20 protein-coding genes and 1 pseudogene are annotated in these 19,548 nt (G+C 51.3%); 8 read left to right on the plus strand and 13 right to left on the minus strand.

The features are described 5' to 3' along the window. Window positions 1-236: 236 nt before the first annotated feature. On the plus strand, window positions 237-713 hold the full coding sequence (locus F4V61_RS03835; protein WP_000030953.1) for a hypothetical protein: 477 nt from the start codon (window positions 237-239) through the stop codon (window positions 711-713). Between the two features lie 142 nt (window positions 714-855). Further along, window positions 856-1,854: a hypothetical protein gene (locus tag F4V61_RS03840; protein ID WP_058818995.1), complete on the plus strand. Its 999-nt coding sequence runs from the start codon at window positions 856-858 to the stop codon at window positions 1,852-1,854. 126 nt (window positions 1,855-1,980) lie between these two features. Here the strand turns inward: F4V61_RS03840 and F4V61_RS22590 are convergent, their stop codons facing one another. Beyond that, the gene (locus F4V61_RS22590) at window positions 1,981-2,112 is read right to left on the minus strand and encodes a hypothetical protein (RefSeq protein ID WP_254899563.1); all 132 of its coding nucleotides are present in this window, start codon (window positions 2,110-2,112) and stop codon (window positions 1,981-1,983) included. A 264-nt stretch (window positions 2,113-2,376) separates the two neighbouring features. Between F4V61_RS22590 and F4V61_RS22280 the strand changes: the two genes are divergently transcribed. Further along, window positions 2,377-2,475, plus strand: a complete 99-nt coding sequence (locus F4V61_RS22280) for a DinI-like family protein (RefSeq protein WP_000998977.1) — start codon at window positions 2,377-2,379, stop codon at window positions 2,473-2,475. A 437-nt stretch (window positions 2,476-2,912) separates the two neighbouring features. Here the strand turns inward: F4V61_RS22280 and sspH2 are convergent, their stop codons facing one another. Both sspH2 and F4V61_RS03855 read right to left on the minus strand, forming a co-directional pair. Continuing rightward, the gene (sspH2, locus tag F4V61_RS03850) at window positions 2,913-5,270 is read right to left on the minus strand and encodes a type III secretion system effector E3 ubiquitin transferase SspH2 (RefSeq protein ID WP_150363951.1); all 2,358 of its coding nucleotides are present in this window, start codon (window positions 5,268-5,270) and stop codon (window positions 2,913-2,915) included. A gap of 118 nt (window positions 5,271-5,388) precedes the next feature. Continuing rightward, complete coding sequence (locus F4V61_RS03855) at window positions 5,389-5,559, minus strand: phage tail protein (RefSeq protein ID WP_103143133.1); 171 nt, start codon at window positions 5,557-5,559, stop codon at window positions 5,389-5,391. A gap of 384 nt (window positions 5,560-5,943) precedes the next feature. Here F4V61_RS03855 and F4V61_RS22750 point away from each other — a divergent pair. Beyond that, window positions 5,944-6,099 (plus strand): annotated as a pseudogene (locus F4V61_RS22750) (tyrosine-type recombinase/integrase); the annotation flags it as partial. Between the two features lie 371 nt (window positions 6,100-6,470). Here F4V61_RS22750 and F4V61_RS03860 read toward each other — a convergent pair. The 3 genes from F4V61_RS03860 to yobA are packed head-to-tail and all read right to left on the minus strand — an operon-like array spanning window position 6,471 to window position 8,088. Continuing rightward, the gene (locus F4V61_RS03860) at window positions 6,471-6,821 is read right to left on the minus strand and encodes a YebY family protein (protein ID WP_058344983.1); all 351 of its coding nucleotides are present in this window, start codon (window positions 6,819-6,821) and stop codon (window positions 6,471-6,473) included. Between the two features lie 16 nt (window positions 6,822-6,837). Next, entirely contained in the window at window positions 6,838-7,713 is an 876-nt protein-coding gene (gene copD / locus F4V61_RS03865) for a copper homeostasis membrane protein CopD (RefSeq protein ID WP_072159161.1), read from the minus strand. Continuing rightward, entirely contained in the window at window positions 7,714-8,088 is a 375-nt protein-coding gene (gene yobA, locus F4V61_RS03870; RefSeq protein WP_038395798.1) for a CopC domain-containing protein YobA, read from the minus strand. Between the two features lie 137 nt (window positions 8,089-8,225). On the opposite strand from yobA, the gene F4V61_RS03875 reads away from it, so the two are divergent. The 3 genes from F4V61_RS03875 (at window position 8,226) to exoX (ending at window position 9,939) form a co-directional block, all read left to right on the plus strand. Further along, window positions 8,226-8,456, plus strand: coding sequence for a DNA polymerase III subunit theta (locus tag F4V61_RS03875; RefSeq protein WP_000856224.1), 231 nt, complete (start codon window positions 8,226-8,228; stop codon window positions 8,454-8,456). A 107-nt stretch (window positions 8,457-8,563) separates the two neighbouring features. Continuing rightward, complete coding sequence (locus tag F4V61_RS03880) at window positions 8,564-9,220, plus strand: carbon-nitrogen hydrolase family protein (protein ID WP_038395796.1); 657 nt, start codon at window positions 8,564-8,566, stop codon at window positions 9,218-9,220. A 23-nt stretch (window positions 9,221-9,243) separates the two neighbouring features. Continuing rightward, on the plus strand, window positions 9,244-9,939 hold the full coding sequence (gene exoX, locus F4V61_RS03885) for an exodeoxyribonuclease X (protein WP_038395794.1): 696 nt from the start codon (window positions 9,244-9,246) through the stop codon (window positions 9,937-9,939). Window positions 9,940-9,977: 38 nt separating this feature from the next. Here the strand turns inward: exoX and ptrB are convergent, their stop codons facing one another. From ptrB to yebG, 4 genes are all read right to left on the minus strand, one after another. Continuing rightward, window positions 9,978-12,029 (minus strand): oligopeptidase B, encoded by a 2,052-nt coding sequence (gene ptrB, locus F4V61_RS03890; protein ID WP_038395792.1) that lies wholly within the window; start codon window positions 12,027-12,029, stop codon window positions 9,978-9,980. A 212-nt stretch (window positions 12,030-12,241) separates the two neighbouring features. Then, a complete protein-coding gene (locus F4V61_RS03895; RefSeq protein WP_038395790.1) occupies window positions 12,242-12,901 on the minus strand; it encodes a tellurite resistance TerB family protein in 660 nt (219 codons plus the stop codon). 93 nt (window positions 12,902-12,994) lie between these two features. Continuing rightward, on the minus strand, window positions 12,995-13,348 hold the full coding sequence (gene yebF, locus F4V61_RS03900; protein WP_038395788.1) for a protein YebF: 354 nt from the start codon (window positions 13,346-13,348) through the stop codon (window positions 12,995-12,997). A gap of 66 nt (window positions 13,349-13,414) precedes the next feature. Next, window positions 13,415-13,705, minus strand: coding sequence for a DNA damage-inducible protein YebG (gene yebG, locus F4V61_RS03905; protein WP_038395786.1), 291 nt, complete (start codon window positions 13,703-13,705; stop codon window positions 13,415-13,417). 130 nt (window positions 13,706-13,835) lie between these two features. On the opposite strand from yebG, the gene purT reads away from it, so the two are divergent. Further along, entirely contained in the window at window positions 13,836-15,014 is a 1,179-nt protein-coding gene (gene purT, locus F4V61_RS03910) for a formate-dependent phosphoribosylglycinamide formyltransferase (protein WP_080161202.1), read from the plus strand. 96 nt (window positions 15,015-15,110) lie between these two features. Here the strand turns inward: purT and kdgA are convergent, their stop codons facing one another. From kdgA to zwf, 3 genes are all read right to left on the minus strand, one after another. Beyond that, the gene (kdgA, locus tag F4V61_RS03915) at window positions 15,111-15,752 is read right to left on the minus strand and encodes a bifunctional 4-hydroxy-2-oxoglutarate aldolase/2-dehydro-3-deoxy-phosphogluconate aldolase (protein WP_079781856.1); all 642 of its coding nucleotides are present in this window, start codon (window positions 15,750-15,752) and stop codon (window positions 15,111-15,113) included. A 37-nt stretch (window positions 15,753-15,789) separates the two neighbouring features. Further along, window positions 15,790-17,601: a phosphogluconate dehydratase gene (edd, locus tag F4V61_RS03920; protein ID WP_058344985.1), complete on the minus strand. Its 1,812-nt coding sequence runs from the start codon at window positions 17,599-17,601 to the stop codon at window positions 15,790-15,792. Between the two features lie 234 nt (window positions 17,602-17,835). Next, complete coding sequence (gene zwf / locus F4V61_RS03925; protein ID WP_000301708.1) at window positions 17,836-19,311, minus strand: glucose-6-phosphate dehydrogenase; 1,476 nt, start codon at window positions 19,309-19,311, stop codon at window positions 17,836-17,838. Window positions 19,312-19,548: the final 237 nt, after the last annotated feature.

Here is a 19,548-nt window from a genome sequence, read left to right on the forward strand (position 1 = left end):
ACGATGGCGCCTGTTCAGTCCGGCCTGCGCTGCAACTTTTGATACGTACCCTCTACAATTAAATCTCCTGCACTGGGAAAATGATTTTCAAACTGATTTCAGTTAAAAATTCAAAATATTTTCCTGCTATTTATATTCTGTCTAATTAATACCATCCAGGATGTATGGCATAATCGCTGAATCTGTCAGGATCCGGGAGCGTACCGGAGTGTAATAGAAGAACCATCTGGAGATGTATGAGCAAGGATGAAATTAGTTATCAAATTCTTTACCGGTACTATCTGGAAAAGCTGCACAGCACCTTTACCCGGAGAGTGGATAACGTGCTGTCATTTGCCCTCGTTTTTCTCGGAGTTGGCGTCGTCGTAAACATCGGCAGTTCCCTGATTCTGGGGCTATGCATTGTATGTATCTCCGCACTAAAAATGGTATTCCGCTTCGACACGCGGTCAACACAAGCAGACAAGCAGTCCCGCGCCTGGTTGAAACTTTTTTATAGCCGGCACCGCTTTCCTTCAGATAAGGCCCTGTTCCTTACCATCACATCTCTTGAGCAAGACAAGAGTGAGGTATGGTCCATGCTTATTGGTCCTGCCATAGTTATGACTAAGACCGCACTCGGGAAAACGCCCATTGAGAAATTGACGACTGGTGAAAAACTATGTATATTTTTGAGTGGCGCTACGAAACCTCAGCCCTCTGACCATTGTTGAAGAAAATGATTGCTTCAACGGCTAAAAAAACTCGCTGAGCGTTATTTGAAAGTTTACAGGCTTCCTTTCACTCATAATCAATCCGTAATTTTGTAATGATAACTGCAGTAATCGAATAATATAGATAAATGTGAGAGTACCGATGCGCATCAATTCAGCTCAAACCTATGCCAGGGCGTTTACCGCAAATACACAACTGCATGAAGCTGCTGGAAATTATGAAAACAAACTAGCCACTAAAATCGCCAAAGGAATCGTTGGAGTACTCACTCTAGGGATTGGATATGGTCTTATCCGACTAATTGAAAATTGTTACAATGTGCGTAATAAAATTAATGATTATTGCGCTAATGCCGAGAATATTTATAATGGAATTGCGGTAGCTATAGCGACGGGGAATAACGTTGCCGAGATTAAACTCAAGGACAATACAGTTTTAACATTAATGCAAATTGACCATGGACACATTAGTGAATCCTTTGTAAGGATATCAGATGGTCAGTATACTGAAGAAATTCCAGGAACGTTTAACGATATCTGTATGAAGCTAGGTCAGGAGTTTAATAATGCGCCTGGCCTGTATAACATTAGCAGTCAATATCAGCCTCTGGACTTCTTTTTACAGATGCGAGCCTGCACAATTGAACCAGTCATTAACTTTTCGCCGGTCACCGGGCAATATGAAAATTTATATGGAAATAATATTTGCAATATACATAATGCACTTTGCAAGGCTATATTAATGGAAACACCAGAGGCTAAAGTAACGTTAATCGGAGGGTCGGGAATTGAATTAACCTTCTCGCAAGAATCGGACGACGAACAAAAAAAAACACAGATATCTAATGGGTTACAGGTTATGGAAGTTGATGGTACTTTCACCGATCTCTGCCGGGAATATGAGTTCTTACTTTATGCAAAAGACCAGAATATTGATTTTACAACGCTGGATGAGAGGTTAGCAAAGGTAAAAGCGAATAAAAACTCAGCAGGGGCAATCCCTGGTCTGGATGAATTTACTCTTACAGCACGCTGTATGGCTGACGCAAAAGAGGGGCATCTTGCAGAAGCCACCCAACGGTTTAATGCAGCTTATGGCGAAAGCGCGCCACCTTCAAGGCCCCCACTACGTTTTAAGTAATGAATAATGGAAACGTACGCTGTCCATGCCTGAGAATACTCAAGTTAAAATAATGTTCAAGTAACGCTTCAGGCAGTCTGTCCGGTAGCACATAGCGGAATGCCCGGCTACTGTAAGTAGCCCGTATTATACGATCAGTTCAGTTTGCAATTTATGTAACAGCGCAATATGTTTCTGTCTCCGGACAATGCCACCGACACGCTGCTGACTGAGTACCTCCAGTTGTGCAAGGTCGCTGGACAATTCGTTAAACTCCATTCCCTCAACCTCCTTATCAATTATTTTATTTATCATTTCATGGTAACGAGAATGTATCTCCCAGACGACAAAAGATCAGGCCTTATGCCTGGCCAACGCCGTAACATTTAGGCAGTTAATTATTCAATATGGGTAAAAAGAGAGCCAGTCACAATGGATAAAGTTCCAGGTTTTTGACTTTCTGACAAGTCCCCAGCATTTAGTGTTGTTACTTCATACTGTACTCAGTATTTACCGACACCCTATACTTTTCCATTCGTCGAGATGAACGACTTAAACAGTGATGTCAGCAAAAGCGCTCGCGAAACGCTGAACCGCATACTGGAGGAAATTTTCGAAGAAACAGATACATGGCTGGTTTAAGAGCCCCCTGATTCGTCATCCTGACCAAGTAGAATCCGCCGCGGCTGGCAACCATTCAATACTCGCACTATCGAACGATCGCCTGTTTGCCGCAGCCCGTTTTTGCATAAGACGTGGCTGCGGAGCCCGTCATACCGGGCAGTCGTCAAACCTCCCGGTTCGCTCATCGTTAAAGATGTAGGTGATTACTCCGAGAAGAGAAGTGGTGAACTATACCCGGCTTCATGCGCTGGTAGCAGTTCGTTTTTTCCTGACTCCAAAGCCTCCCGCAACCCCGGCGCGACACATTGCCATCGAACTGAATTAACTGGGCTATGCCCTGACTGAAGGTGTCTCCCCTATTTCACCTGTGCATTATCAGTGCTGTCTGGTGTTGTTTGTCCGGAAATCTCTTTGTCGCACCACACCCCATTCGCCTGGCGCGGTGAATATTGTGCTCAGTTAAGACGCCACCGGGCTTTCAGATAGCTACCCAGCATCTCCTCCACAAGAGGGCGCAGGCCATTCAGAAATTCCTTTTTCGCACTCGCCACCGCCCTTACTCCGATAGTGCGCTCTGCATCGGTATTACCGACCAGCCCGGACGGTTTCAGCTCTGTGTCAGACAGCATCTGGTACGTGTCCTCATAGTCCGATATTTGCTTTTCACGAAGCGCGTTAAAGCGTTCCGGCTCTTTGCGTTCCAGCACGCTGTGTAACGGGCCCCACTGCAGTAACCACTCACTGAACTCGCTGTTTTCGGCGGTTTTCACCTGACGCTCAGCGCTCCGAAGGTCTGAAGTCGTCACGCCGGACGCGCCAAAGAAACGCATTTCTGCCGTCACGCTGGTGAGTTCAAGTGATTCCTTCAGCTTATTCTGATACGCCAGACAGACCTCAATTTCATCAACGAAAGCCAGCGTTCTGACCTTTTCCAGGGCAATCCGTTCCAGCATTTCCATACGGAACATCTCACGCCCCGTGGAAACCAGCCCCGGGAGATTGTTATCGTATACTCCTTTTTCTGCATTATGTACCAGCTGTACGTTCTTCATCTGGTGCAAAGCAAACGTGACCCGGTCCTCGCAGCTTGATGTTGCCTCGGTTGCCATGGCAAAGGTTTTTGCTCTCAGCACATCATCTTCAGCCAGCAGGGCCAGCCAGGACGATATCTGTGCCTTAAAGCCCGCGTCCTTTTCGAAGTTTTCCGTCTCACTCAGTCTGTCCAGGAAGAGGCTGAAGGCGGCGGCGTTATCCTCCTGTCCGGACGCATGCCATCTGTCTGCAGGGTCCGGTTCCCCCTCCCGTGCCGGCATCAGCCAGTCAGCGACCGCCAGGTGCAGTGCCCGGGCTTCCCGGGGGACGGAAGGCCCCGCCATATCGAATCGTATCCTGGGGCCTGAATAGCCAGGAGCGCTGGTTAGGTTCCGCAGAGTCCGCAGAGTGCGTTCAGACAGCGGATTCCCTTCCAGATGTACAGTTGCCTCTGAGGACAGACCAGTGATACTTTCCGGCAGGCGGGTCAGCCTGTTATTAGAGGCCCACAGCGTCTGTAGTCCTGGCGGCAGCGCCGGCAGGCTGCTCAGCTGGTTAGCAGAGACCGCCAACTCCTCTAGTCCTGGCGATAGCGCCGGCAGGCTGGTTAGCAGGTTACCAGAGACAATCAGCTCTCGTAGTCCTGGCGGCAGCGCCGACAGGTGGGTCAGTCGGTTATTAGTGGCCCACAGCTTACATAGCCCTGACGGCAGCGCCGGCAGGCTGGGCAGCAGGTTATCAGATACCGACAGTTCCTGTAGTCCCGTCGGCAGCGCCGGCAGGCTGGGCAGCCGGTTATTATAGGCCCACAGCTTACATAGTCCTGACGGCAGCGCTGGCAAGCTGGCAAGCTGGTTATCAGATACCGACAGCTCCCGTAGTCCTTGCGGCAGCGCCGGCAGGCTGGTCAGCTGGTTACCAAAGGCTGACAGTTTACATAGTCCTGACGGCAGCGCCGGCAGGCTGGTCAGCGGGTTACCATAGATCGACAGCTCCCGTAGCCCTGACGGCAGCGCCGGCAGGCTGGGCAGCTGGTTACCAGCGACAATCAGCTCCTGTAGTCCTGCCGGCAGCGCCGGCAGGCTGGTCAGATTATTATCAGGAATAACCAGTGTTGTAATATGCGGTGGTAAATGGTCTGGTAAGGTGGTGAGGCCTGACTCTCCCACGTTAAGCACTGGATTGCCGTTCTTCAGACAGTTACGCATTTCCCGTACCACTGCTGCGCGGCCGCGTGCCTCTCCTTCTGGCGCCGCCCTTTGCCATGCTGACCAGACAGCATCATACTCTGCTGCCGTCTGTGGCGCCGTTGTGGCAGGGAGGCAGGATGTCCCGGATGCCCCTTCCGCGTGTTCTGTGCGTTCCACTCCCGGTTCTGTTGCCATGGTGAAGTGATGTGTTTCACTGTACCCTTGGCAATTCACGGTATAGTTCCCGGCGTCGTCCAGGGTGACTGATAATATCTCCTGGTTGTCTTCATCCAGGATACAGAAGTGGTTTTCCCCATGCAGGCCGGAATGAATGTTTTCCTCCCATCCGGCATACGCGAGCGTCCTGAGCAGGTCAAATCTGCTGACCACATCCTCCCGCGTCGTTCCGGCCGGCGGGTGACAAATCGTCCGGATGCACTCCAGCGCTGCAGTCTGGTGCGTTGAGCAAAAAAATTCCTTACCTTTTTCCCATGAGCTCATTTCAGGGGGGGTATCAGACCAGGCAATACGATAAATGCGGCTGTTACTGATGGTGGCGGGAAGACATCCGCTTCCAACATGAAAGGGCATAACAAAAAACCTTTATAAATTTACATATAGTATCTGTCCGGCGGACATCATCTCTCCCTGGTCTTAATTTCACAATAAGGTTATCGGCGGAGCCATGGTCGTCCCGCCATGGCGGACCTCAGAAAGTGCAGAAGAAACACCCGTTATAATGACCGGATGACGGGCCTGCTGTTTTACGGGTAAAGGTGTCGATTTTTTCGGGGGCGTTTTCTGCAATGCCCCGCTCATCCGGCGTCAGCGCCAGGACACCCGATTCTGGCAGGCTGAAGTCGCAACCGGTGCTGGCCATCCGATCGTGACATCTGTTGCAATCAAATGGTGAAAATCAAGCTTTTTCTCATTTTTAATGCTAACAGGCTGAAAATTATCGATTACGCGGAGATCTCAACCAGCGTGGCAGACAGAGACGTGGACAGACATAATAATGCCGGAAAAAGTTGAGCGGACATAATCATAAAATAAAAAATATGGCTACTGCCAGCTAGTTAAAAACTATTTATTATTTCACTGACAGATTTTCCTAACTCAAGTGATCTCATTGTACCTGGTAGATAATTTTTACAAAAATCCGGAGGAGGGAAAAACAATATCACCTATGTGAAGTCCACTCAGTTTGTGAGCTGGGCAAGAACATACGTATTGCCAGTTGATTTCTGTGGGGAGCTTGCAGAAAAGTTGCCGACTTGTGAGCAGCACTGACTATCTGATGCGCGCCGGGGTCAGGAAAAACAGCCCGGACGGGAGCATTCCCCCTGACTGCCTGACGAAAAAGTTTGTCGCCGCGAGGAAATCAACTGATATTGAGTTCAGCGAAACCCCACCGCCGTTTCTGATTTTCGGTTTAAAAAATGTTAAAACTAATTTTGTTGTGGTATAAGGGGAAAAAGACCGAATACGGAAATTCGAGGAATCTCGAGGAAAGACAATTAAGCCTTTGATTTAAAAGAAAAATAAAAAAGAGACCGAATACGATTCCTGTATTCGGTCCAGGGAAATGGCTCTTGGGAGAGAGCCGTGCGCTAAAAGTTGGCATTAATGCAGGCTACGTCGCCTTGCCCTTTAAGAATAGATGACAACGCCAGGTTTTCCAGCTTGTGACGAAGGTGATTGAAAAAATCTGCCGCCATGTTTGTCATCAGAGATAAAAAAACCGTAACCCTTTTCGTGAAGGTTTACGGTTTTTTATTAAAAATCAGTCAGCTATTTGGATGGATCACAAAGCTTTTCCGCACGTTCGATAAACGGCGCCAGACTCATTTTCTCACCGGGCTTCGCCGGGTTATCCATTTGAATGACGGCAATAGGCTGAGCGCGTGTTTTGCCTTCCGCCACTTGCTGTTCAGCAATGGCATTCAAGGGATACTGCACCAGCGTACTGGGGTTGATCGCATAGAGCGCATGGCCTGGTCGACAGGTCAACATGACCTCTTCCCGATTAAACGCCCACTTGTCTTTTCCCACTTCAAAACGACTTACGGTAATCACCTGCGGCGCCGCCCACGCAACGCCTGAGATTGCCAGCAGTAGCGTCGGGAGTAGTATTTTTTTCATTCGTTATGCCAGTCCATCAGAAAGGTTCGAGGGTTGCAAACAGGCTGACGATCGCCAGGACTATGCCTCCAGTTCCCCATTCAATTTGCGTCATCCGGACAAACCAGCGGTCAATCCGGGGATTTTCCTGTCGCATACGTGGTACGAGAACATACCGATTCGTCAGCGCAATTGCCACCATAAGCACTACCAGCGCACATTTTAACAAAAGCAACTGCCCATAGGCGGTCTGCCAGATAGCGGTAAATCCCGTGATAAATAACGTGTTGCTGATTCCTGTGAGCAATACGCCCGCCACGAAAAAGTGACCATAACGAGAAAAACGCATCATGGCGCTAATAGCCTGCTGTCGCCAGCGTCCTTGAGCCATGCGCATACAATAAACCACTGGCAACAGCCCGCCAAACCAGGCTGCGGCACAGAATAAATGCAGGGCATGGTTAATCTGCTGTAATGTTCCCGGTACACCGTCGCGCATCGTCGCATGTCCAACGCCTGCCAGCAGGATAAACTGAGCGACGGTCAGAATAAGAAGCCGTCGCTGCATTTTTACCGGCGCAATGACCACCACCGCCAGAGTGACCAACGCGAGGATAATCTGCCATATCCAGACCGCGCCGAAGCGGGTTTGCAGTACTGCGCCCCACACCGGGACGGAAAAAACATCGGGCCATCCACCGCCCATCAGCCCGCCCTGAATCGCCAGCATAAAAGCCGCGCTGATAACGCTCCAGGCGGCGGCATGTCGTTGCAGATGTAAAAATCGACACGTTATTAAACGACGGATCGATGCTGGCGCCAGCCAGGCGCCGTAAAGCGCGCAGCCGTAGACCAGCATCAAACTGGTAAAATGAATAAATCGGAGAGTTATCCAGACGAACGTCAGCATCATTTATTTCACGCTGAAGGTATATTTCCCTGTTGTTTTATGCCCATCCACCGACACAACATGCCAGTCTACCATGTAGGCGCCAGGTTTCAGCGGCTGCTCAAGCGGGATAATAAGTTGCGTTTTATCCTGTTCGTTTCGCTTTGCCGGGCGCGTTTTGATGGACTCTTGCTGAGGGCCGGTGATTGTTGCGCCGCTGAATCCTGGCTCAATACCTTCAGAAAAATTCAGGGTCAGCGCCTGTGGCGCAGCCGTGACGGCAGCATTCGCCGCAGGGTATTGGTGCGTCAGGTGCGCATGCGCCCAGGCTGCTGGCGTCGCAAATGCCGATGCCAGCAGCAGTAAAACTAAACGTCGCGATGGTGCAGAAGAAGCCATATTCACTATTCCTTTTTGTTATGCCTACGTTACAGAGAATAACCTCCAACAATCATTGAGTCGAGGATCAACATTTCCATCTTGCCATTACCGCGAACTCTTAGTACCTTCTGGCGGCAATAAAAAAGGAGATGCATATGAAAACGAATCTGGCTCAGCTTGAACAAGCGGAAATGGATAAAGTCAATGTAGACCTTGCGGCGGCTGGAGTGGCATTTAAAGAGCGCTATAACATGCCGGTTGTCGCGGAGGCTGTTGAGCGTGAGCAACCAGAGCATCTACGCGCCTGGTTTCGCGAGCGGCTGATTGCCCATCGTCTGGCTTCCGTATCATTATCCCGGCTCCCCTACGAACCCAAAGTTAAATAAAAATTATATAACGTTACACTTCCTTACATGCGGATGACTACATTATAAGGCGATTCTTAATCTATGCTTTTTAGAATGGCTGTAGACACTATGAAAAGGAAGTCATTATGTCCTCCTGGAAAATTGCCGCTGCGCAATACGCGCCCCTGAACGCCTCGCCGGCGGAGCATGTCGCTCATCATCTGGAATATATTGAGCTTGCCGCTCGTCAACAGTGCGAACTACTGGTCTTTCCGTCACTGTCGCTATCAGGATGCGGCGGAAGAAATAAACCGTTACCCGCTCCGCCTGACGAGGCGCTTTTGCAGCCGCTCATTCACGCGGCCTGTACCCACTCTATGACTATCATTGTGGGAATGCCTGTTGAGCATAACTGCCGCTTCGTAAAAGGCATCGCCATTTTTGCTCCCTGGGTAACGTCGCCGCTGGTGTTTCACAAAAGCCATGGCGCCTGCATTGCCAGACAGCGAAGCGCTATCAACGTGGTGGACGAGCAGCCAGAAGGGGTTGATATAGATCCGTCATTTACGTTATTCACAACCAGCCAATGCCTTAACGAACCTGAACTACATGCTTCCACATCCCGCTTACAACGTTTTTCGCATAAATATGCGCTTGCCGTACTGATGGCTAATGCCTGCGGCAGTAGCGCGCTGTGGGATGAAAGCGGACAACTCATTGTTCGGGCCGATAGCGGTTCGCTGTTACTGACGGGGCTGCGCACAACGGAGGGTTGGCAAGGCGATATCATTCCATTACGCTAAGGTCTTTCGGTGAGGAATGAACCATGTTGCGGATTATAGACACGGAAACCTGCGGTCTGCAGGGCGGGATCGTAGAGATAGCCTCTGTTGATGTCATTGATGGCAACATTGTCAATCCCATGAGTCACCTGATACGTCCCGATCGCCCCATTACGCCACAGGCGATGGCGATACATCGCATTACCGAATCCATGGTCGCCGATAAACCGTGGATTGAAGATGTCATACCGCTTTATTACGGCAGTCAGTGGTATGTCGCCCATAATGCCAGTTTCGACAGACGCGTATTACCGGAATTACCGGGTGAGTGGATTTGTACCATGAAGTTGTCACGACGCCTGTGGCCGGGAATAAAATACAGTAATATGGCGCTCTATAAATCGCGTAAGTTAAGCGTACAAACGCCGCCGGGGCTACATCATCACCGTGCGCTTTATGATTGCTATATCACCGCCGCCTTGCTGATTGATATTATACGAACCACCGGCTGGACCGCAGAAGAGATGGTCAATATCACGGGCCGTCCTGCGCTGCTAACCACTTTCCCTTTCGGCAAATACCGCGGTAAGGCGGTATCTGAAATAGCAAAACGCGACCCAGGTTATTTGCGCTGGCTCTTTAATAATCTCGATAATATGAGCCCGGAGCTTCGCCTGACGCTTAAACACTATCTCGAGGATGCCCAGGCTGGCCAGCAACGCGGCAATGGAACACCATAATAGCCAGCGACGCTCACAAGTCGTTGCGGGGCGTACCTCTACGCGCTATGTAAGGTTCCCTGCGCCAGGCCGATTAAAAAAGCGAACTCCAGTGCGACGCCTTCGTAGGATTTAAACCGTCCCGACTTACCGCCGTGGCCGGAGTCCATATCGGTACATAGCAACAGCAGACAATCGTCCGTTTTTAGCTCGCGTAATTTTGCTACCCACTTCGCCGGTTCCCAGTATTGCACTTGGGAGTCGTGCAATCCTGTGGTCACTAGCAGGTGCGGATAGTTCTGCGCTTTGACATTGTCATAGGGACTATAGCTTTTTATATAGTCATAATATTCAATGTACTGCGGGTTTCCCCACTCTTCAAACTCCCCTGTCGTTAACGGGATCGACTCATCCAGCATCGTGGTTAGTACATCAACAAACGGTACCTGGGCAATAACGCCATGGAAAAGCTCAGGACGCTCGTTGATAGCGACGCCCATCAGCATTCCGCCCGCGCTCCCGCCCATCCCGTAGCACAGCGAAGGCGAGCCGTACCCCAGTTTTAATAAGGCATCGCAGGCATCAAGATAGTCATTAAAAGTATTTCGCTTTTTAAGGAACTTGCCATCTTCATACCACTGCTGCCCCAGCTCACCGCCACCGCGAACGTGAACGATAGCGTAAACAAAGCCACGATCCAGCAGACTCAGTCGACTACTGCTAAAATCAGCATCAATACTGGAACCGTAAGATCCATAGCCGTACACCAGGAGCGGATTTTGCCCTTTACGAAAATACTTTTGATGATAAACCAGCGATACCGGCACTTCGACGCCATCGCGCGCCATGATCCATAAGTGTTCGCTCCGATAACAGCCAGAATCAAACCCCGGCACTTCCGTCTGTTTAAGTACCCGCCGCTCTCCAGTATCCATATCCAGTTCAAACAACGTATCCGGCGTGGTCATTGAAGAATAACCGTAACGCAGCCGGGAAGTCTCAGGTTCTGGATTATAGGCAAGCCACGTCACATAAGCCGGATCGTCAAACGCAATGCCTATCACTTCGCGTGTTTTACGGTTAATTTGCCGCAGGCTGGTTAACCCCCGTTGACGCTCTTCTACCACTAACCAGTCGGTAAACAGGGTAAATCCCTCCAGCATAATATGCTCTCGCGGAGGGATCAGCTCTTCCCAGGCGTTTTCATTGCGCACGCGGGTGCGGTACAACCCAAAGTTTTTACCGTTCCGGTTAGAGCGCAGGTAAAACTTGTGCTGGTAGTGATCGAGACTATATTCGTGATCTTTGCGGCGCGGTAAGAATGAAAACGGCTCGGCATCGGCCAGTTCCGCGTCAAGTAATAGCACTTCGCTGGTGGTGGCGCTGGCAAGATGAATCACCACATAATGTTGCGAGGTGGTTTTATGCAGGCTGACATAAAAGGTATCGTCTTTTTCTTCATATACCATCTCATCTTGCGACGACGGAGTGCCTATCGTATGCCGCCAAACCTGATACGGCAGCAGCGTCTTCTTATGTTTACGCACGTAGTAAAGGGTCAGAGAATCATTGGCCCAGACAAATTCAGGCGCAACGTTATCCAGCAATTCCGGATACCAGTTACCGCTTTCAAGGTTACGGAAACGCAATCCATACTGACGACGGGATAAATAATCTTCCGCCAGCGCCATGATGGTATTATCCGGCGTGATGGCGAGCCCGCCGAGCGTATAAAACTCGCTGTGCGCGGCGCGCTGGTTCGCATCAAGCAAGGTTTCCCATTCATCCCACTCTTCGCAAAATGCCGATTGTCGTTGATAGATGGCATATTCGCAGCCGGGTTCGTAGATATAACGGTAGCGATAGCCGTTTTTCACATACGGGGCGGAGACTTCTCTGGGCGGGATGCGATCGATAATTTCTTTCAATATGCGATCCTGTAACGCCTGCTGAGAAGTCATGACCCTCCGGCCATACTCATTTTCCTGATGCAGGTAATCAAGGACTTCCGGTTGCGAGCGAGTGTCATCTCGCAACCAGTAGTAATTATCAATACGCGTATCGCCATGTAAGGTCATGGCATAGGGAATTCGATTGGCTTTTGGCAACATGTCGTTTTTTCTTTTGCGTTAATATTTGTCATATATCACGCGGCAAATACAGCGGCTTAGCATAGAAGCTCTGGTTACTCACCTCGGTAAGCACCTGAGATGTCACTGCTTCGCCGCTATCCTGCAACATGAATGACGTAAACTATCCATCCTATAAGGGTGGCAAAAGACACGCATGATGCAAGCGAAACATGTTACTTAATGGCAGGTTATCAACCTGGTAGCGCCTGTTTTTGCTGCTGCAAGTCTTGCTCGATACCATCCCGAACATCCTGAGGGATTTTTAGCGCATCCCCTAAAGCATTCAGATAGCTACGTTCCATAAAGTGGTCAATATCAATGGCGGCGCAGCTCAGGAAGTAGATTTCCAGGGCTTCTTCTTCATTGCGAACATCTTGTGCCAGACGTTGCGGATCGAGCGGCTGCTCGATAGCCTTCTCAATAAATACACGCCCCTGCTCTTCCACTCCGGATTCCCGCAGTTGGTGCTCAATCGCCGCGCGCTCTTTGGCATCAATATGTCCATCGCTTTTCGCAGCGAAAACCAGCGCAAGGATCAGTCGCTCAGTGCGGATATCCAGCGGCGTGCTTTGGCTGCCAAATTGCGGCTCCCCCTGATGCGCAGCGCGTACTTTATCTTTGTACTTGTTCCACAATACGGAACCCGCCACCGCGCCGCCGCCCACCAGCAAGGCGCCAGCGCCATATTTTGTTAATAATTTGCGCGAGGACTTATTGGCGACCAACAGTCCCGCCAGACCGCCCAACGCGCCAGGAACGAGCAGTTTATTTAACCCCTGTTCACCGGAAGACGATGCGGAGGCCCCTTTTTGCCCAAGAAGTGATTGTAATTGGTTCAACCAGTTAGCCATAGTATCCCTCACATACAGACCAATAATAGTCAAGCGTACCTGAGGGGATGTCAGGAATTGTCTGTTACGGCAAAAGAAGCGCAAATTACACCGCTAGCGGGGCCTATATTCCGCCGTGCCGGCTTTGCAATCAACGATGACCTGATAATGAATGTCGGCGCTCTTACCGCGAACGGTTAGCGGAACAGTCCATTTATCATTTTGACCGACAACATCCTGTACATTAACCCACGCTACCGGGTCAGCCTGCCCGACCTTTTTTTGGTCATCTGCCCACCGCACGATACGATTTTGCTGGTAATCGCGCTTCACGCTTGCCGCAATCCCGGCGGCATCCAGCCCTTCGCACTGCGGAAACCTAACCGATTTACTCTCGGTGGGTGCCGCAAATGCCGATACGCTGGCGGATAACAACAGCAGGCTCAACAACGCTCCTCTTTTATTCATACTTTTCTCCTTAGCACAATGGTTCAGGAAAAGCATGGTACAAAACGCCGGGAGCGCAAGTGTGGGTCAGGCGGCTTGCTTTTTCGTTTTACTCACGGCGTGCTTTTCAACCGCCTGCGGAGAAGGCAACTTACCGGTTTTCAGAATAATGCTTAACACCTCCTTATGTTCCGCCATCCACAAAGACAGCGCTTCGCGCTGTCCATCTTCCAGCACGACTGGCGACTGCTCAAGCCAGGTATCAAGAAGATCGGCAGTATCAAGCATTTTGTCCCAGGCGTCAGCTTCCTTTTTACTGGTAAATGACATCTTCTCCTCACCCTCGCGAATGACTACGTATTTAACTTCAACCGCCATTTTGCAGCCCCTTAGATAACTGTATTTATATACAGTATATTGCACAATTTCGAGAAAAGCAATTTATTCGAAAAGACACGCGCAAACGTTTTCTTATATACTGCGCGCAGGTAAATCAGGGGAAAGAAATATGACGTTATTAGGCACAGCGCTGCGTCCGGCAGCAACGCGGGTGATGTTATTAGGTTCAGGAGAGTTGGGAAAAGAGGTGGCGATTGAATGCCAACGACTGGGGATCGAGGTTATCGCCGTCGATCGCTATCCTGACGCTCCCGCCATGCATGTGGCTCACCGTTCACACGTCATTAATATGCTGGACGGCGAGGCGCTACGTCGTGTGATTGCAATGGAAAAACCGCATTATATCGTGCCGGAAATAGAAGCGATCGCCACCGATACGCTGTGTGAGCTGGAGGACGAAGGGCTGAATGTCGTGCCCTGCGCCCGTGCTACGCAGTTAACGATGAACCGTGAAGGAATTCGTCGCCTTGCCGCAGAAGAATTAGGTCTGCCGACATCTGCGTATCGTTTTGCCGACAGTGAGGCCTGTTTTCATGATGCGGTAGCCGCAGTGGGTTTTCCTTGCATCGTCAAACCGGTCATGAGCTCTTCCGGCAAAGGCCAGAGTTTTATTCGCTCGCCCGAACAGCTCGCGCAGGCATGGAAGTATGCGCAACAGGGCGGACGCGCTGGCGCGGGTCGCGTGATTGTGGAAGGCGTGGTGAAATTTGATTTTGAAATTACACTGCTCACCGTTAGCGCCGTCGATGGCGTGTATTTCTGCGCGCCGGTCGGTCATCGTCAGGAAGATGGCGACTATCGCGAATCCTGGCAGCCACAGCAGATGAGCGAACTGGCGCTGAAACGCGCGCAAGAGATCGCCCGTACAGTGGTACTGGCGTTAGGCGGTCATGGCCTGTTCGGCGTTGAACTTTTCGTCTGTGGCGATGAAGTCATTTTCAGCGAAGTCTCCCCTCGCCCGCACGATACCGGAATGGTCACGTTGATTTCACAGGATCTCTCTGAGTTTGCGCTGCATGTTCGCGCTTTTTTAGGGCTGCCCGTAGGCGCTATTCGCCAGTATGGCCCCGCTGCCTCAGCCGTGATTCTGCCGCAGCTTACCAGTCGAAATGTGACGTTTGATAACGTACAGGCTGCGGTTGGGGCAGGACTACAGGTGCGGTTCTTTGGTAAGCCGGAGATCGACGGCGCCCGTCGTCTTGGTGTAGCGTTAGCGACAGGTGAAAACGTTGAAGAGGCGGTGATAAGAGCGAAAAAGGCCGTCAGCAGCGTGATAGTAAAAGAATAATGCGCCATAGCCTGATGGCGACGCTAGCGCGTCTTATCAGGCCTACAGATCGCACTCGTAGGCCCGATAAGCGAGCGCCATCGGGCAGTTAACAGCTTACTGCTTCGCGCCTTCTACCGCTTCGCGCGCCAGTTTGGTGATGCGATCGTAATCACCCGCTTCCAGCGCGTCGGCCGGCACCAACCAGGAACCGCCGATACACAATACGCTTTTCAGCGCCAGATAGTCACGATAGTTTGCCGGAGAGATGCCGCCGGTCGGGCAGAAACGTACCTGAGAGAACGGCCCGGCAATCGCCTGCAGCGCTTTGGTGCCGCCATTCGCTTCCGCCGGAAAGAATTTGAACGCTTTCAGACCATAATCCATGCCCAGCATCAATTCAGAAACGGTGCTGATACCGGGGATCAGTGGAATAGTGCCTTCCGTTGCAGCTTTCAGCAGTGGCTCAGTCAAACCAGGGCTAATCGCAAACTGCGCGCCCGCTTCCGTCACCTCCGCCAACTGCTGCGGATTGAGAACGGTTCCGGCGCCGACAATCGCTTCCGGCACTTCTTTGGCGATAGCGCGAATAGCATCCATCGCGCATGCCGTGCGTAAGGTCACTTCCAGAACGCGAACGCCTCCGGCCACCAGCGCTTTAGCCATCGGCACCGCGTGCTCCAGTTTATTGACTACAATGACCGGGACAACCGGGCCGGTGGTCAGGATTGCTTCTGCACTTGTTTTCCAGTTTTTCATCAGAATTCTTCTCTCGCCTGATTACAAATGTGTCATCTTAAAAAGCGATACAGGTTGCGCCCTGCTCCGCACCCGACAGCTTTTCGCGCAGCGCGCCGAACAACTCACGCCCTGTTCCGATGCGCGACGCGCTCAGGTCCGGACTATGTGGCTGGCGAGCGGCAAGTTCCGCCTCGTCGACCAGCAGAGTTAACTCACCTGTCTGTCCATTTACGCGAATGATGTCGCCATCGCGCACTTTTGCCAGTAAGCCGCCATCGTAGGCTTCCGGCGTAACGTGGATAGCTGAAGGCACTTTACCCGAAGCGCCTGAAAGCCGTCCATCAGTCACTAACGCGATTTTGAAACAGCGGTCCAATAATACACCAAGTGGCGGCATGAGTTTATGTAATTCTGGCATTCCGTTCGCTTTTGGTCCCTGATGACGCACGACAACGACACAATCCCGGTCAAGCAGCCCCGCGTCAAACGCAGGCAGCACATCATGCTGACTTTCAAATACCACAGCAGGCGCTTCAATAATCTGGTTTTCAACCGGTACCGCAGACGTCTTCATCACTGCGCGCCCCAGGTTACCGCTCAGTACCTTAGTGCCGCCGTGCGGAGAGAACGGCTTATCAAAAGAGGCAATCACATCGCTATCCAGTGACTTTTCCGCGCCTTCACGCCAGTCCAGCTCGCCGTTGTTGAGCCAGGGCTCCAGCGTATAGCGTTTCAGGCCGAAGCCAGCGACAGTGTTAACGTCTTCGTGCAGTAATCCGGCGTTGAGCAGTTCGCGCGCCAGGACAGGTACGCCGCCCGCCGCCTGGAAGTGGTTAATGTCCGCCGGGCCGTTCGGGTACAGGCGCGCCATCAGCGGTACGACTTCCGACAAATCTGAGAAATCATCCCAATTGATCAGAATTCCCGCCGCACGCGCCATCGCCACCAGATGCATCGTGTGGTTGGTGGAGCCGCCGGTAGCCAACAGCGCGACAATGCCGTTGACCACGACTTTTTCGTCGATCATTTTACCGAGCGGCATCCACGAATTGCCATTGCCGGTAAGACGTGTGACCTGACGTGCGGCAGCGGCAGTCAGAGCCTCGCGCAACGGCGCATCCGGATGCACAAACGAAGAACCCGGCAACTGCATCCCCATAAACTCTACCACCATCTGGTTGGTGTTGGCGGTACCGTAAAATGTACAGGTGCCCGGCGCATGGTAAGAGGCCGCCTCCGACTCCAGCAACGCCATTCTGTCTACTTTTCCTTCCGCATAAAGCTGGCGAATACGGACTTTTTCTTTATTCGGCAGGCCGCTCGCCATCGGGCCTGATGGAACAAAAATCGCAGGCAAATGACCAAAAGAGAGCGCGGCCATCGCCAGCCCAGGCACGATTTTGTCGCATACGCCGAGGAATAACGCGCCGTCGAACATATTGTGAGAAAGCCCTACCGCCGCCGACATCGCTATCACTTCGCGGCTGAGTAATGACAGCTCCATACCGTCCTGCCCTTGCGTAACCCCATCGCACATTGCCGGTACGCCGCCTGCGACCTGACCTACCGCATTCACGGAATGCAGCGCCTGACGAATAATCTCTGGATAATGTTCATACGGTTGATGCGCAGAGAGCATGTCATTGTAGGAGGTAATGATGGCAATATTATTGCGCAACATACTTTTCAGCGAGGCTTTGTCCTCTGGCTGACAGGCGGCGAAGCCATGCGCCAGGTTGCCGCAAGCCAACTGCGAACGGTGAACCGTGGCGGTCTTCGCCTGCTCAATACGGGCAAGATAGGCTTTGCGGGTCTGCTGGGATCGTTCGACAATACGTTGTGTTACGCGTAACAAATTAGGATTCATAGAGGCTCCTGGAAGTTATCTGTCCGGCTACCGGGTTTACCATGCGTTTCATCGATGTGGAAAGTCGTTGAAATACGTGATGTCCGGCGATAATAGGGCAAAATCGTTTCAGGCAGTGTAATAAAAAAAGCCTCGCGGGTGAATCCACACGAGGCTTAAAAGTGCAAAAATGATTCTACAATCTGTGTTAGATCATGTTACCGGTAAAATAACACCTAAGAGTAAGAGACAAATTTACTCAAACTCATTCCATGAACGACCGTCACGGGTAATCATCGCCACGGACGCTACCGGCCCCCAGGTGCCCGCCTGATACGGCTTCGGCGCATCGTTGTCCATCGCCCATGCTTCGGTAATGGAGTCAACCCACTTCCAGGCTTCTTCCACTTCGTCACGGCGGACAAACAGCGCCTGAATGCCACGCATTGTCTCCAGCAGCAGGCGCTCATATGCATCCGCCAGGTGCGTCTGATTGAAGGTTTCGGAGTAGCTCAGATCAAGCTTCGTGATTTGCAGGTTATGCTTATGATCCAGCCCCGGCACTTTGTTAAGCACCTGAATATCTACGCCCTCATCCGGCTGCAGGCGAATCGTCAGTTTGTTCTGCGGCAGATCTTGCCAGGACTCTTTAAAGAGGTTCAGTTCAGGCGTCTTGAAATAAACCACGACTTCAGAGCACTTCGTCGGCAGGCGCTTGCCGGTACGCAGATAGAACGGCACGCCAGCCCAACGCCAGTTATCGATATCAACGCGGATCGCGACGAAAGTTTCGGTGTTGCTGCTTTTATTCGCGCCCTCTTCTTCCAGATAGCCCGGCACTTTTTTACCCTGCGCAAAGCCGGCCGTATATTGACCACGAACCGTTTTTTCGCGCACGTTGGAGCGATCGATACGACGCAGCGATTTCAGCACTTTTACTTTTTCATCGCGAATGCTGTCGGCGCTCAGGTCAGACGGCGGCGACATAGCAATCATGCAGAGAATTTGCAGCAAGTGGTTCTGGATCATATCGCGCATCTGACCGGCCTGGTCAAAGTATCCCCAGCGCCCTTCAATCCCCACCTCTTCCGCTACGGTAATCTCAACATGATCGATAGTGCGGTTATCCCAGTTATTAACAAACAGCGAGTTGGCAAAACGCAGCGCCAGCAGATTGAGCACCGTTTCTTTGCCCAGATAGTGGTCGATACGATACACCTGGCATTCTTCAAAATATTCGCCGACCCGATCGTTAATCTCGCGCGAGGTCGCCAGCGAAGTACCCAACGGTTTTTCCATCACGACGCGCGCCGGTTTGGCGTTGAGTTTAGCTTCGCCTAACCCTTTACAGATGGCGCCGAAAGTACTGGGCGGCATCGCAAAATAGTTAATGGTGGTGCGGTTTTTTTGATCGAGCATATCGCCCAGGCGACTAAACGCAGGCGTATCGTTAACGTCAAGATTACAAAAGTCCAGACGGCCGCTCAGTGTATCCCACAAACCTTCATCGATTTTTTCCTTCATGAAGGTTTCCAGAGCTTCACGCACGACGTGGGTATAGGCCTCTTTGTCCCAGTCCGCGCGCCCTACCCCGATGATACGGGTATCCGGATGGATCTGGCCGGCTTTTTCAAGCTGATACAGGGAAGGCAGCAGTTTCCGGCGCGCCAGGTCGCCTTTCGCGCCGAAAATGACCAGGTCACATGCCTGGGCTGTTTGCGTTACCGCCATGTCATTCTCCTCAGTTAATCTCCAGGTACTTTAGCCAGGATATCGTTGTAATTTTATTACACAGCACTGTACTGCTTTTACGAGATTACGGAAACCGTAAACGCTTTTTCATCTGTAAACCGGTGTTTGATTGGCAATATAATCGGCAAAACACCTAATAAAGTTGTCTCTTTTCCACACAAGTCGGAACCTAAAATCCGACATCGGTCATGTAATGAAAAAAAACAACACCTTTTT

Origin of the sequence: Salmonella enterica subsp. arizonae, from assembly GCF_008692845.1 — a bacterium.
In the GTDB taxonomy this organism is placed as follows: Bacteria; Pseudomonadota; Gammaproteobacteria; order Enterobacterales; family Enterobacteriaceae; genus Salmonella; species Salmonella arizonae.

Excerpts from the sequence above, each read along its gene's own strand:
- kdgA (WP_079781856.1), bottom strand. The coding sequence starts at position 15,752 with ATGAAAAACTGGAAAACAAGTGCAGAAGCAATCCTGACCACCGGCCCG.
- F4V61_RS03835 (WP_000030953.1), top strand. The coding sequence starts at position 237 with ATGAGCAAGGATGAAATTAGTTATCAAATTCTTTACCGGTACTATCTG.
- purT (WP_080161202.1), top strand. The coding sequence starts at position 13,836 with ATGACGTTATTAGGCACAGCGCTGCGTCCGGCAGCAACGCGGGTGATG.
- F4V61_RS03840 (WP_058818995.1), top strand. The coding sequence starts at position 856 with ATGCGCATCAATTCAGCTCAAACCTATGCCAGGGCGTTTACCGCAAAT.
- F4V61_RS22590 (WP_254899563.1), bottom strand. The coding sequence starts at position 2,112 with ATGGAGTTTAACGAATTGTCCAGCGACCTTGCACAACTGGAGGTACTC.
- F4V61_RS03875 (WP_000856224.1), top strand. The coding sequence starts at position 8,226 with ATGAAAACGAATCTGGCTCAGCTTGAACAAGCGGAAATGGATAAAGTC.
- edd (WP_058344985.1), bottom strand. The coding sequence starts at position 17,601 with ATGAATCCTAATTTGTTACGCGTAACACAACGTATTGTCGAACGATCC.
- yebG (WP_038395786.1), bottom strand. The coding sequence starts at position 13,705 with ATGGCGGTTGAAGTTAAATACGTAGTCATTCGCGAGGGTGAGGAGAAG.
- copD (WP_072159161.1), bottom strand. The coding sequence starts at position 7,713 with ATGATGCTGACGTTCGTCTGGATAACTCTCCGATTTATTCATTTTACC.
- F4V61_RS03860 (WP_058344983.1), bottom strand. The coding sequence starts at position 6,821 with ATGAAAAAAATACTACTCCCGACGCTACTGCTGGCAATCTCAGGCGTT.
- yobA (WP_038395798.1), bottom strand. The coding sequence starts at position 8,088 with ATGGCTTCTTCTGCACCATCGCGACGTTTAGTTTTACTGCTGCTGGCA.
- ptrB (WP_038395792.1), bottom strand. The coding sequence starts at position 12,029 with ATGTTGCCAAAAGCCAATCGAATTCCCTATGCCATGACCTTACATGGC.
- exoX (WP_038395794.1), top strand. The coding sequence starts at position 9,244 with ATGTTGCGGATTATAGACACGGAAACCTGCGGTCTGCAGGGCGGGATC.
- sspH2 (WP_150363951.1), bottom strand. The coding sequence starts at position 5,270 with ATGCCCTTTCATGTTGGAAGCGGATGTCTTCCCGCCACCATCAGTAAC.
- F4V61_RS22280 (WP_000998977.1), top strand. The coding sequence starts at position 2,377 with ATGAACGACTTAAACAGTGATGTCAGCAAAAGCGCTCGCGAAACGCTG.
- F4V61_RS03855 (WP_103143133.1), bottom strand. The coding sequence starts at position 5,559 with ATGGCCAGCACCGGTTGCGACTTCAGCCTGCCAGAATCGGGTGTCCTG.
- F4V61_RS03880 (WP_038395796.1), top strand. The coding sequence starts at position 8,564 with ATGTCCTCCTGGAAAATTGCCGCTGCGCAATACGCGCCCCTGAACGCC.
- zwf (WP_000301708.1), bottom strand. The coding sequence starts at position 19,311 with ATGGCGGTAACGCAAACAGCCCAGGCATGTGACCTGGTCATTTTCGGC.
- F4V61_RS03895 (WP_038395790.1), bottom strand. The coding sequence starts at position 12,901 with ATGGCTAACTGGTTGAACCAATTACAATCACTTCTTGGGCAAAAAGGG.
- yebF (WP_038395788.1), bottom strand. The coding sequence starts at position 13,348 with ATGAATAAAAGAGGAGCGTTGTTGAGCCTGCTGTTGTTATCCGCCAGC.